The sequence below is a fragment of the Microbacterium sp. ZKA21 genome (assembly GCF_050434165.1).
GTDB lineage: Bacteria > Actinomycetota > Actinomycetes > Actinomycetales > Microbacteriaceae > Microbacterium.
Window position 1 is genome coordinate 129,139 of sequence record NZ_JBNPVV010000002.1, and the last position, 13,016, is coordinate 142,154.

9 protein-coding genes are annotated in these 13,016 nt (G+C 68.3%); 1 reads left to right on the forward strand and 8 read right to left on the reverse strand.

The annotated features are described in order from the left end of the window. Nucleotides 1–124: 124 nt before the first annotated feature. The 5 genes from M2317_RS04940 to M2317_RS04960 all read right to left on the reverse strand — a co-directional run bounded on the left by M2317_RS04940 (nucleotide 125) and on the right by M2317_RS04960 (nucleotide 6,064). Nucleotides 125–1,648 (reverse strand): alpha-N-arabinofuranosidase, encoded by a 1,524-nt coding sequence (locus M2317_RS04940; protein ID WP_429457884.1) that lies wholly within the window; start codon nucleotides 1,646–1,648, stop codon nucleotides 125–127. A 31-nt stretch (nucleotides 1,649–1,679) separates the two neighbouring features. After that, nucleotides 1,680–2,591 (reverse strand): carbohydrate ABC transporter permease, encoded by a 912-nt coding sequence (locus tag M2317_RS04945; RefSeq protein WP_429457885.1) that lies wholly within the window; start codon nucleotides 2,589–2,591, stop codon nucleotides 1,680–1,682. Then, a complete protein-coding gene (locus M2317_RS04950; RefSeq protein ID WP_429457887.1) occupies nucleotides 2,591–3,538 on the reverse strand; it encodes a carbohydrate ABC transporter permease in 948 nt (315 codons plus the stop codon). Before M2317_RS04950 ends, M2317_RS04945 begins: the two co-directional genes overlap by 1 nt. Beyond that, a complete protein-coding gene (locus M2317_RS04955; protein WP_429457888.1) occupies nucleotides 3,535–4,872 on the reverse strand; it encodes a substrate-binding domain-containing protein in 1,338 nt (445 codons plus the stop codon). Before M2317_RS04955 ends, M2317_RS04950 begins: the two co-directional genes overlap by 4 nt. A 145-nt stretch (nucleotides 4,873–5,017) precedes the next feature. Next, complete coding sequence (locus tag M2317_RS04960; RefSeq protein WP_429457889.1) at nucleotides 5,018–6,064, reverse strand: LacI family DNA-binding transcriptional regulator; 1,047 nt, start codon at nucleotides 6,062–6,064, stop codon at nucleotides 5,018–5,020. 102 nt (nucleotides 6,065–6,166) lie between these two features. On the opposite strand from M2317_RS04960, the gene M2317_RS04965 reads away from it, so the two are divergent. After that, complete coding sequence (locus tag M2317_RS04965) at nucleotides 6,167–8,362, forward strand: family 43 glycosylhydrolase (protein WP_429457890.1); 2,196 nt, start codon at nucleotides 6,167–6,169, stop codon at nucleotides 8,360–8,362. 189 nt (nucleotides 8,363–8,551) lie between these two features. Here the strand turns inward: M2317_RS04965 and M2317_RS04970 are convergent, their stop codons facing one another. The 3 genes from M2317_RS04970 to M2317_RS04980 form a co-directional block, all read right to left on the reverse strand. After that, nucleotides 8,552–10,144 (reverse strand): DUF222 domain-containing protein, encoded by a 1,593-nt coding sequence (locus tag M2317_RS04970; RefSeq protein WP_429457892.1) that lies wholly within the window; start codon nucleotides 10,142–10,144, stop codon nucleotides 8,552–8,554. Between the two features lie 132 nt (nucleotides 10,145–10,276). Beyond that, nucleotides 10,277–12,124 carry a glycoside hydrolase family 127 protein gene (locus M2317_RS04975; protein WP_429457894.1) on the reverse strand — a complete coding sequence of 616 codons (1,848 nt, stop codon included), beginning with the start codon at nucleotides 12,122–12,124 and terminating at the stop codon, nucleotides 10,277–10,279. A gap of 30 nt (nucleotides 12,125–12,154) precedes the next feature. Next, nucleotides 12,155–13,000, reverse strand: a complete 846-nt coding sequence (locus M2317_RS04980) for an NAD-dependent epimerase/dehydratase family protein (RefSeq protein ID WP_429457896.1) — start codon at nucleotides 12,998–13,000, stop codon at nucleotides 12,155–12,157. Between the last annotated feature and the right edge of the window lie 16 nt (nucleotides 13,001–13,016).

Below are 13,016 nucleotides of genomic sequence, written 5' to 3' on the forward strand. Positions count from 1 at the left end.
GACAATGATGCCGCGCCGTCGGCGAGAAACCACTTTCACGACGAGAAACCACCTCCCACGTGGTTCCTCGCGCGGGAAGTGGTTTCTCGTGGGCGTGAAGTGCGGACGCGCCGCGCCGCCGGGGCTACGACAGCTCGATCACCGACCAGGACACCGGCGGCAGCGTCGCGCGGACCGCGCCGTCGACGACCTCGACTCCGGCGAGCGGCACCATGCCGACACGGTCGGGCGCGGTCTCGAGGTTCGCCGTCAGGCGGTCGCCGCCCTCGGGGATCGTGAGGACCTCGGCGCTCGCGACCCGCAGCGCGCCGAAGCCGCGCAGGTCGAGAGTGAGGTCGCTGGACGCCTCCAGCGAGCGGTTCGCGACGAACACCACGACGCGGCCGGTCTCCTCGTCCCAGGTCGCGGCCGCATCCACGGCATCCACGTCGCCGTAGCGCTTGGTGCTGATCTGCGTCGCGTTGACGGCGAGACGCAGGATCCGCCCCTTCGCCAACCTGGCCACGCGCTCGAACGGCCAGAAGCTGGTCTGCCGCCACGCGGGTCCGCCCTCCTCGGAGCGGATCGGCGCGATCACGTTGACCAGCTGCGCCTGGTTGGCGATCTGCACGCGGTCGCCGTGCCGGAGCAGACTGTTCAGCAGGGTGCCGACGACGACGGCATCCGTCACGGAGTAGGTGTCCTCGATCAGGCGGGGGTGCTGCTTCCAGCCGGCCGCCTCGATCTCGTCCGCCTCCACGCTGTTGTACTTGTGCTGGTCCCACACGTTCCACTCGTCGAACGAGATGTTCACCTGCTTGGTGTGCTTGCCCGCTGCCTTGACCGCGTCGACCGTGGCGATGACGCCCTCGATGAAGGCGTCCATGTCGACGGCATCCGCCAGGAACGACTCCGTGTCGCCGTCGTGCTCCTGGTAGTAGGCGTGCATCGAGATGTAGTCGACCTCGTCGTACGCGTGCGTGAGCACGGTGTGCTCCCACGTGCCGAACGTCGGCATCCCGCGGTTCGACGATCCCACCGCGACCAGTTCGATCGACGGGTCGACGAGCTTCATCGCCTTGGCCGTCTCCTGGGCGAGCCGGCCGTACTCGGCCGGGGTCTTGCCGCCGATCTGCCACGGACCGTCCAGCTCGTTGCCGAGGCACCAGAGCTTGATGTCGAAGGGATCGGCCGCGCCGTTGCGGCGGCGCAGATCCGACCAGTACGTGCCGCCCGGGTGGTTGGCGTACTCGACCAGCGCGCGCGCCTCGTCCATGCCGCGGGTGCCGAGGTTGATGGCCTCCATCACCTCGACCTCGGCCTCCCGCGCCCAGTCCACGAACTCGTGCAGGCCGAACGCGTTGGTCTCGATCGTGTGCCACGCGCCGTCCATCCGCACCGGGCGATCGGCGACGGGACCGACGCCGTCCTCCCAGTTGTACCCGGAGACGAAGTTGCCGCCCGGATACCGGATCACGGTCGGTCCCATCTCCCGCACGAGGGCGAGGACGTCGCGGCGGAACCCGCGTTCGTCCGCCTGCGGATGCCCCGGCTCGTAGATGCCGGTGTACACGCAGCGCCCCATGTGCTCGACGAACGATCCGAAGAGCCTCCGGGGCACGTCGGCGATCGTGAAGTCGCGGTCGATGGTGATGCGGGCCTGAGACATTGCTCTCCTTGGTCGATGGGTCTCGTGGGGGCTACTGACCGCCGAAGCCGCTGGTCGCGACGCCCTTGACGATCTGCTTCTGGAAGATGATGAACACGATGATCAGAGGCAGGGCTGCGAGCACGGCCTGCGCCATGACCTGCGCGTACTGCACGCCGTATGCGCTGATGACCGTCTGAAGCCCGACCGGCAGCGTCATGAGCGTGGTGTCGTTGATGACGAGGAACGGCCACAGGAAGTTGTTCCACGCGCCGATGAACACGAAGATCGCGACCGAGGCCAGGATCGGCCGGGACAGCGGCAGCACGATCGACCAGAAGATCCGGAACCGGCTCGCACCGTCCACCCTGGCCGCGTCCTCGAGTTCGATCGGGATGGCGTCGAAGAATCGCTTCAGGATGAACACCATCGCCGGCGCCACGACCTGCGGCAGGATCAGACCCCAGTAGGTGTCGATCATGTTGAACGTGAGCATCTGGTAGAACAGCGGGATGATCAGCACCTGAGGCGGCACGACGATCGACGCGATGATCACGGCGAAAAGCCACTTGCGTCCGGTGAAGTCCAGTCGTGAGAACGCGTACGCGGCCAGGGCGGAGATCGCGAGGGTGATCACGGTGACGGCCACCGACGTCCAGAGGCTGTTGAACGCCCAGATGTAGACGTTGCCCTGCGACAGGATCGCGACGAAGGCTTCGACCGTCGGCCCCGAGGCGCCGATCCAGGACGGGTCGCCGGATGCGGCATCCGTCTCGGTCTTGAAAGCCGTGGCGACGGCCCACAGGAACGGCAGCAGCCAGCCGATCGCCATGAGCAGCAGCACGATGAACGCCGTGACGCGCAGCGGGCCGAAAGGCTTCTGACCAGGTGCGTGCGAGTGGCGGGCGCGGCGGGGCTTCGCGACCGTGATCGCCTCGGTCGGAGAGAGAGTTGCGGTGGACATCACTGCTCCTTCCGGCGGCGCGTGACCAGAGCCTGGGCGACGCCGATGATGACGATGATTGCGAAGAACACGTAGGAGATGGCGGCCGAGTATCCGAATCGGTAGCTGACGAATCCGGCCTCGTAGATGTACTGGACGATCGACCGCGTGGTGTCGCTCGCGACGCCGCCGAGCATCTGATACGCCTGGTCGAACAGCTTCAGGGATGCCAGGATCTGCAGGATGAGGATCAGCACGGTGGCCGGCCCCAGCTGCGGAAGCGTGATCGACCAGAACTGGCGCCACGCTCCTGCGCCGTCGAGAGATGCCGCTTCGTACTGCTGCGGCGGGATGTTCTGCATCGCCGCGAGGTAGAGGAGGAAGTTGAACCCGACCGTCCACCACACCGTCGCGATGACGATCGACAGCATGTTCGTATCCGGGTTCTGCAGCCAGGCGATCGGCTCCAGGCCCAGGGAGGTGAGGATGTTGTTGGCCGCACCGATCTGCGGATTGAAGATCCACACCCAGATCTGCGAGATGACGGTCGACGCCAGCAGGTACGGCATGAAGAACGACAGCCGCCACAGCCATTGCCCTGGGATGCCGCGGTCGACCAGCGCCGCCATGAGCAGTGCGATCACGACGAGGGGGACAGTGGACAGCAGCGTGAACCACACCGTGTTCCACAGCGACTGCCACATGACCGGGTCGGTGAGGGCTTCGGCGTAGTTCGCGAAGCCGACCAGTGAGCCGCCGGCACCCGTGAGCGACTGGTCGGTGAAGCTCAGATAGATGCCGTGCACGATCGGCCAGACCAGGAACAGCAGGAACGCGATGACGAACGGCGCGAGGAACGCCCAGCTGATCAGCTGCTCGCGCTTGACCGGTCCGGACTGGCGGCCGCGGTGGTCGGTGGCCTTGCCGGTCACGATGACGCGTGTGGACGAGGAGGCGGTGGTGGTCATGACTTCCACGTCCCTTCCGGATCGGCCGGGTTCGGCTGGGCGAGCATGGTGTTCACCCGCGACTCGAAGCGGTCGATGGCCGCAGCGGGGTCGTCTCCGGACAACAGGACGCCCTGCACTGCGGCACCGAACTCGCCCTGGAAGTTCGACCCGGATCCGGTGAACCAGGCCACCGGGTCGTACACGACGTGCTGCGCCGCCTCGGCATAGTGCGCCTGCGGGATGAGGTCGGCGTACTCCGGCGATTCGGTGACCGGCAGGAACGCCGGGATGTGCCCGGCCTCGGCCCACCCGAACGAGCCCTTGAGCATGTCGGCGACGAACTGATACGTCAGGTCGCGCTTGACCGGGTCCGCGCTGGTCTGATGCGGCAGCACGAACGAGTGCGAGTCGGCGTACACCGCCTGTTGTCCGTACAGTGCCGGGATCATGGTCGCGTCGAAGGGGATGCCGGCGTTCTGCATGGTGCGCAGCTCCCAGACGCCGGTCATGAACATGCCGCTCTTGCCGGATGAGAACTCGGCGACGGCGGTGCCGTAGTCGGCTTGCGTGTTCGCGATCTCCCCGTCGAGCATCGTCTGCATGAAGGTGAGGACCTCCACCGCGGCATCCTTGTCGATCACGGCCTTGCCACCCACCGGGAGTTCGATCTCGAGACCGTGCTGTGCATACAGGCCGTAGAAGAGCCGCCACATCTGAGCGCCGTCGCCGAGGTAGCCGTACGACAGGGCGTGCTCGCCGGACGACCCGGCGATCTCGCGGAGCTGATCGAGGTACTCTTCCGGCGAGCTGGTCTCGGTGAGCGAGCCGTCCGATTCGAGCACCCCGGCCGCGTCGCAGATGTCGGTGTTGAACATCAGGACGAACGGATGCGCGTCGAGCGCGATGCTGTACATGCCCTCGCCCACGAAGCCCTTCTCCCAGATCGGCTTCGGGAACGTGGAGCTGTCGACGCCGAGCTCGGCCAGCTTGTCGAGATCCCAGGTGTCGAGAAGGCCACCGGGGGCCCAGCCCACGGTGCGGGTGGCGTGCATGATCGCGACATCCGGTGCGCGTCCGCCGGCGCCGGCCATGGCGAGCTTGGTGTAGTACGGCGTCCCCCACGCGAGAACGGTGGGGCGGATGTAATACGCGTCCTGAGCCTTGTTCACGCCGTCGAGCAACGACGTCATCGTGACGCCGTCACCGCCGGAGAGCAGATGCCAGAACTGGAGGGTCCGGGTGTTCGAGCCGGTGGCGGCACCAGGGGCGCAGCCCGCGAGCAGCATGCTGCCGGCGGCCACCGATGCGGCAGCGAGGAACTGCCTTCGGGACAGATCGAGCGGGGGCGTCATCGTCACTCCTTCGTGACAGTGGTCGTTGCTTCGGTTGGGTCGAGCGGTCTCATCATTACATCGTGGTAATCCGGTGCGCAAGCGTTCGGTGGAACTGGCCGCGGATGCCGCGGCGCATGTGCCGCCGAATCCGTGATGGGCGCAGTCAGCGAGGGTGGCCGGACGGCCCGTGCGCAGTGCTGGCGCGTTCGAGCAGCTGATGCGAGAGCGTGAGCGAACGCGGCGGCGTCGACGGGTCATCGATCCGGGAGAGCAGCAGGCTGAGCGCGGCCTCGGCGAACGCCCGCCGATCGAACGCGATCGTCGTCAGCGAGGGAGAGGTGAACTGCGAGAACTCGACGTCATCGAACCCCGTGACGATGACCTCGCCCGGGACGTCGATGCCGTGACCGTGCAAGGTGTGCAGGGCACCGGCGGCCATCGAATCCGTGAAGGCGATCACGGCATCGAAGGCGATTCCGCGAGCGAGCAGCTCCTTCATGCCCTCGGCGCCGGCGGCCATCGACCATGGCAGTCGGTTCACTTCGCGGGCGCGATCGATCGGCAATCCCGCCTCGCGCAGCGCGTCATGCACGCCCTCGAGGCGGAGCCTGCTCGTCGCTGTGGCGACCTCGCCGCGCTCGTCGGCACCGATGACCGTGATCCGACGCGCACCGCGTGCGATCACGTGCCGTGTGACGTCGGCGGCGGCCAGGCGGCTGTCGATGAGCACCTGGTCCGTGCGGTGCTGCTCGACCTCGCCGATCACGACGATCGGGGGCAGCCGGTCGGCATAGCGGATGACGCTGTCCTCCAGACGGATCGGATTCAGGATCAGACCGTCGACGAGGTGGGCGCGTGCGCGCGAGAGCAGTTCCTTCTCGCGGTCGGGCTCGAGCGCGGTCTCCTCGATCTGCACGGCGAGCCCGCGCTCGTGGGCGGCCTCGACGATCCGGTGCACGAGCTCGGCGGAGTAGGCCGTCGCGAGATCGGGGAGCGCGAGCGCGATGATGCCCGAGCGACCTTGACGCAGCCCGCGGGCGCTCAGGTTGGGGACGAAGTCGAGCTCGGCCATGGCCGCTTCGACGCGCGCCCTGGTCTCCTCGCGGACGACGATCGTGCCCGTGACGACGTTCGAAACGGTCTTGGGCGAGACGCCGGCAAGAGCGGCGACGTCCTTCATCGTCGCGCGCGTCGGCGTCGTCGCTGTCATGCGGGCCAGCCTAACGGTGGGCCGACCAGGCGCAAGTACAACGTTGTAGAGTTGACGGACTGCCGGGGTGCCGGCGCCGTTCCCGCAGCAGGAGGATTCCGCATGACCGTCAGCGCCGATCGTCTCGCCGAGCAGTTCGTGCTTCCGCCGGTCATCGCCTCCGGCTCCGCCCTGCCCGATGCGCCCGCCGGCGCTGCGGTCGCCGTCACCGCGGTCACCGGTGACGGTGTGAGCGTCGAGGACGGCATCATCCGCCTCGCCGGTCTCGCGGCCGTGACCGCGCAGATCGACGTCGCCGTCACCGAGGTCGTGTCCGGCGCGAACATCATGCGGCGCTTCGCCGTCACGGTGCTGCCTGCTGCGGCCTCCGTCGATCTGCTCGCCTACAGCAGGACGCCCACGAGCCAGACCGAGGCCAACAACGCCGATGTGGCGCTGAGCATGCATCTCGCGCTCGGGGGCGCCGACGGCTGGGCGCCGCTGAACGAGAACTACGGCATCTTCTTCCCGAAGACGTCGGAGCCGGTGCCGGCGAACGGCCCGGATGAGTCGCTGATCCGCAGCCTCCGCGACCCGCACCTGTTCGCGCTCGCCGACGGTGGTTACGGCATCGTCGCGACCCGGGTCGCCCGCGGCGGCGCATCCGACGGCACGCAGGCATCGTCGGTGCTGTTCGCTCGCACGGACGACCTGCTGTCGTACACCGAGGTCGGGATGCTGGATCTCGGCGTCGCGGATGGCGTGAACGACCCGGCATCCGTGTGGGATTCCGCAGCCCAGCGCTATGTCGTCAGCTGGACGAGCGACTCGGGCGTCACGAACTACACGACCTTCGCCGACCTGGCGGATGAGAGCACGCGAGGCGACGTGCGCCGCGGGACGATCGCGGCTGCGGCCGGCCCCTCGGCGGACGGCGTCGCCGACTACGCCACCGGAAACGCGCTGCCGATCCCGGCCGAGACGGCCGAGAAGCTGCAGGTGCGGTTCGGCCCGATCGTGAACACGAGCGCGAAGGTGCTCGACCGCGTGACCGTCGCGCAGGACGCTGCGATCTCGGCATCCGATCTGCCGGAGCGGGTCGAACTCGGCTACAGCGACGGCTCGGAGGCGACGCGTGCGATCGCCTGGAACGCGGAAGAGCTCGCGGCCGTCGACACCGCGGTGCCGGGCGAGTACACCGTCACCGGCACCGTCAAGCAGCCCGAGTACCCGACTCCGTTCGCGGACGAGCGCGCCGATCCCTCGGTGTTTCGCTACGAGGCGAACGGCCGAGTGCGGTTCCTCATGATCGCGACCGAGGACCTCAACCTCAATCCGGTCGACCCCGCCAATGGTCCGCACATGCCGATCCGCATCGCCGACACGATCGACGACCTGTCGGACGACGCGATCGCCGCGGGACGCAACGTCGAGATCGACCTGCTCAGGGCGGGCGACGAGGATGCGGCGGGCAACGTCATGACCGGATGCTTCTGGGCGCCCGAGTTCCACGTGATCGACGGGAAACTGTCGATCCTGTTCATGCCCTGCTACGACGGTGACAACGGTCGACCCGACATGTGGACCGGGCGTGCCAGCATCATCCAGCTGCTGCAGGATGCTGAGGGCAACGACCTGGACCCGGCTGTGCCGGCGAATTGGAGCAGGGCCGAGCCGGTGGTGCGCGCGGACGGCAGCATTCTGAACCCGGTGCAGCAGATCTCGTTGGACATGACGTTCTTCCAGGACTCCGGGACCTCGTACTACGCCTGGCAGATGCTCGGCGCGATCTATCTCGCCGAGGTGGATCCGGCGAACCCGACGCGTCTGGCCACCGAGCCGGTGCGGATCCTCGCGCCCGAGTACGCGTGGGATAACACGATCGCCGAGGGGCCGAACGTGCTCGAGCGCGACGGCACGCTCTACCTGCTGTACTCCGGGTCGACCGTCGGCGACACGTACACGACGGGGCTTGCGATGGCTGCGGCGGACGCGGGCGCGGACCTTGCCGACCCGGCATCCTGGACCAAGCTGAACCATCCGGTGCAGAAGTCCGGCATGTTCAACGGCGAATGGCAGCTGGGCACCGGCCACGGTATGTGGTCGTCCGATGAGGACGGCAACCTGCTGTACGTCTTCCACGCGCGCACCGACCACAACGGCCTGACCGGACGCGACATGTTCGTGCGCCGCGTGCATTTCTCGGCCGACGGGATGCCGGTGCTCGACCAGGAATCCGCCGAAGAGGTGGCGCCGGAGAACCGGGCGGTGACGGTGACGGTGACCGTCGCGCCGAAGCCGGCGTTCTCGTCGAGCTGACGAGCTTGCTGCGGCGGGCACGGTCACGAACCAGACGATACGACTGACGAACTCGTCGGCGACGGAAGCGTCGTTCGTGGACTCGTCTGCATACGGCGAGGCGTCGAGAACGTGCTTCGTCTGCGTTCCCTCCCGCTGCGTCCGCCGGCTCGGGTGCGGAGCACCGCACCCGGGCATCCAGCTCCGTTCTCAGCCGCCGACCCATTCCGGGAGGAGCGGTCGGGGAGTGCGCCATTTCTGTTCGGGGTCCCACCAGGCGGGTCCGCGGATTTGGGGTTTGCCGTCGACCATGCGGATCTGCCATCCCGAGATGTCGATGGTGCGGTGGTGCCAGTAGCACAGCGGTACCCCGTTGTCGGTGTGGGTGGGGCCGCCGCGGGAGTGTTCCTCGACGTGGTGGATCTCGCACCAAGATGCGGGGACGTGGCAGCCGGGGATGATGCATTCCTTGTCGCGCAGGGTGATCGCTCGCCGCTGGTAGGCGTTGAAGAGGCGGTCGGTGGTCGTGATCCCGACGATGCGGCCTTCGTCGAACAGGACGCGTTGGATCATCCCCTCGCAGACGGTGTGCGCGGCGACGGAGACGGGGACCGGGGCGTCGGCACCGGCGATGTGCGCCCAGCCGGTGCCGTGCGCGAAGTCGGATGCTTCGACTTGGACCACGAGCGTCGGGGCGGCGCCGCCGAGGCTGGGCATGTCGTCGTGGCGGGCGGCGATGGAGAGGGCTGTGGCGAGGGCGTCGTGCTGTTTCTGCGGCCTGGTGCGGGAGTCGATCACGGCACGGGGGTCGCTGTTGAACGGGTCCTCCGGCGACCCGCACCCACCGGGCAGCGCATCGCCCATGTCTGCGCCCACGCCCGCACTGCCGCTGCCGGCTAAGGTGCCGGCACTATCGATACTTCCGGCGCCGTCGGCGCTGGTGCGGCTGTCGCTGTCGGTGAACGCGACCCCCAGATCAGCGGGGCCGGTGGTTCTGGGGTTGGTCTGCGCGTCGATGATGAGTTTCAGTTGCGCGTATACCTCGGGCAGCAGGGCGCCTCGGATCGGGTAGACGCCGTCGCGGAGCCGCCCGAACGTGAGCGATCGGTTCACCGCGGCCTGCGCCTCGGACGGTGCAGACCCGTCCGGGTCGAGATAGGTGGCGATCAGTTGCGCGTACTGGCGCAGGTCATCCGGCGTCGCCGCCGGACCCGCCTCGGCCCGACGGGCCTCGGCCGCGTCGGTCTCGGCATCCGCGCCGCCCGGGTCTGCCACGGTGTCGTCGATGCCGCGGGCGCAGTCCGCCAGCGCGGCATCGGCCCGTAGTCGGTCCTGTCCGTCGATCCGGCCCCTCGTGCGGTCGATCGGATCGATCGCGGCCAACAGTCCCGCGATCCCGACCACCCCGTCCAGCAGCGCCTCCCGCAACCCGGGCCACCGGGCCGGCAGTCGGGCCCCGGTCGTGATCTCCGCATTCCGGTTCACCGCCTCTGCGGCCTTCCCCACCCGCGACGCCCCGGACGCGTCGACCCGCAGCACCCGCTGCAGCAACTCGTTCATGTTCCGGCATCCGAACACCGCCGGGAACGTCGGCACCCCCGACACCGTCGGACGCCCATCCACGCACGCGACCGTCTCGGTCACCAGCGCATCCAACCGGCGCTGGGCTTCACCCGCGAGCCGCAGAACCTCCAGCTTCTCCGCATCCGACATCCCGTCCAGACCGGACGAACGCACCGCGGACTCGATCGACCCATCCAGGTCGGAGACGACCCTTCCGAGAACTGCCGCGGTGCTGTTCATAACTACTATTCAACACCCGGCCACAGACATTCGGGTCTCGAATATTTCTTCTGTGGATAACTCGAAATCGATGGCTGAACGGAGCTCTGACGACGCCGAAGGTTCACTCGAGCGAAAACGCGAGATGTAGCCTCACCTGGTCGGCAACCACACCCGCATCGTCGACGGGCCGCGCTGCGCCCAGTCGTGGTACGCGACCAGCGGAGCATCCACGACGGAACCGGTCGCGCGGTCGCGCACCGGCACGATCACCCCGCCGTCCGTCTCGACGGGGTCACCGGCGATCACGGCATCCACGACGTCGGCACCGAAGTCGGTCGACTCCAGCGCGAGCACCTCGGGCCCTCGCTCGACGACGACGCAGCCGCGGACGGCATCCACTCGGGGGTCCGGTTCCGTCACGCGCGGCGCGACGGGCAGGTCCAACTCGACCAGATCTCCGCTGCGGAACGCGCGGCGCACCGTGACGGAACCAGGAGCGACGGTCGACTCCGCACCATTCACTCGCAGCGTCGCCCCGTCCGCCCATGCCGGCACCCGCAGAGTCAGCGTCCACTCGCCGTCCTCGACGATCGTGAGCCGCACGTGCCCGTCCGCCGGGTACGCCGTCGCGACGTCGAACGCGACGACACGTCCGTCGGGCAGCGCCGTGCGCACCCGCGCCGCAGCGTACTGGTGCAGTTGCACGCCGTCGTCATCCGCCGTCGCGACGTAGGCGTCCAGACTGGCGAAGGTGCGGGCGACGTTCGGCGGACAGCACGACACCTCGAACCACGGCGCGCGCAGCGACGACGACGCGCGTGACGACGTCGCCGAGGGGTCGGCCGGCACCCCCGGCACCCGCTGATGCAGCGTGTTCGCGTAGTAGAACGCTTTCCCGTCGGGTGCGGGTGACGTCGCCACGACGTTGAACAGCGTCCGCTCGATGAGATCGCCGTACGCAGCGTCTCCGGTCGCCAGCAGCAGCCGCCACGAGAACATCACCGAGCCGATGCCGGCGCATGTCTCCGAGTAGGCGCGGTCGGTGGGCAGCTCCCAGTCCTCGCCGAAAGCCTCGTCCTGGTGATGGGACCCCTGACCGCCGGTGATGTACGTCCGGCGCTCGAGCGTGCGATCCCACTGCGCACGCAATGCGTCGAGCAGGCCGCCATCTGAGCACTCGACCGCGACGTCCGTCGCCCCTGCCGACAGATAGTTCGCGCGTACGGCATGGCCCCGCAGCACGTCGGCATCGCGCACAGGCACATCGTCCTGGTAGTACTTCCGACCCCACTCGATGTCGCGAAGCGAGCCTCGTCCGTGCCGCTCGATGAACAGCGCGGCCTGATCGATGAAGCGCTGCTCGCGCAGGGCGCGGCCGAGTTCCGCGAGCCCGACCTCGACCTCGGCGTGCCCGCAGATCGCATCGCGTCCGTCCGGTCCGAACTCGCGGCACACGAGCTCCGCGGCACGCCGGGCGATCCCGATCAGGCCGTCGTCGGCATCCGGTCGGGTGCGCACCCGCGCGACCGCGGCCTGGAACAGGTGCCCGAGGCAGTACAGCTCGTGGCCCCACTCCAGATCCGACCAGCGCGCGCCCTGGCCGGGCAGCCCGAAGTTCGTGTTCAGGTAGCCGTCCGGTTCCTGCGCGGCGGCGACGCGGGCGCCGATCGCACGGAAGCGCGCTTCGAGCGGAGAGGATGCCGCGGCATCCGTGCGTCCGATCTCCCACGCGAGCGCCTCGAGGTACTTGTAGATCTCGGAGTCCGCGAACTCCCGGCCCCGGCGACCGGCGGGGAGGGCGCCGGATGCCGCGAGATCGAAGTTGCCCAGCCATCCCTCGGATTCCAGGCGGGACTCGATGTGCGATAGCGTCGCCGATCCGTTCACGCTCTGACGATCGGCCCAGAACCCGCCGGTGATCGAGACCTCGTCGAGGCCGAGGGGGCGCAGTCGACCGCGAGTGGGGACGACGGGGGCGGAGATGCGGGTCATGGTCATCCTAGAAGTGTCGGTCGGCAGCTCGGCGCCTCACACGTGGTCGCGCCAGGAGTGCTGCGGATCGAAGCCCAGCACTCGTCGCGCCTTGTCGATCGCGAGCAGCGTCTCGTGCTCCCCGACCTCCCGCGTCACTGGGACACCGGGGAAGACCTCGGCGATGAGTTCGGCGTTCGGGCGCGACATCACAGTGTCGGCCGCCGCGATGATGAAACGGTCGAACCCCGGCTCGGCGACTTCCAGTGCACGCTGCACGGCCTGCGCCCCGTCTCGGGCGTCGATGTAGCCCCAGAGGTTCCACTTGCGCAGCAGCGCATCCCTGTCGAACGCCGGGAAGTCCGCATAGTCCTCCGGATCCATCACGTTCGAGAAGCGCAGGGCGGTGATCGAGGCATCCGGATACCAGCGCACGAGCTCTGTCGCCAGCTGCTCCTCGAGCGTCTTCACGAGCGAGTACACCGATTCGGGACGCGCCGGATACTCCTCGTCGACGGGGATGTACGGCGGCGGCACGTCGAACGGCAGCCCCAGCACGGTCTCGCTGGACGCGTAGACGATGCGTCGGATGCCGAGCCGCATCGCCGCCCAGAACACGTTGAAGGTGGCCGGCATGTTGTTGTGGAACGTCGCGACATCGCTGCGGATGCCTGGCGCGGGGATCGCGCCGAGGTGCACGACCGCGTCGATCCCGTCGTGCCGGTCGCCGACCGCGGTGAAAGCGTCGACGACCTGGCCGTAGTCGGTGAGATCGACCTGGACGAAGTCGGGGCCGCGAACGCCAGCGACATCCATTCCGATGACGTCGTAGCCGCCTGCCCGCAGCTCGCGTGCGACGACGCGGCCGAGCTTGCCTGAGGACCCCGTGAGAGCGATGCGCATGTCACCAGACTGGCAC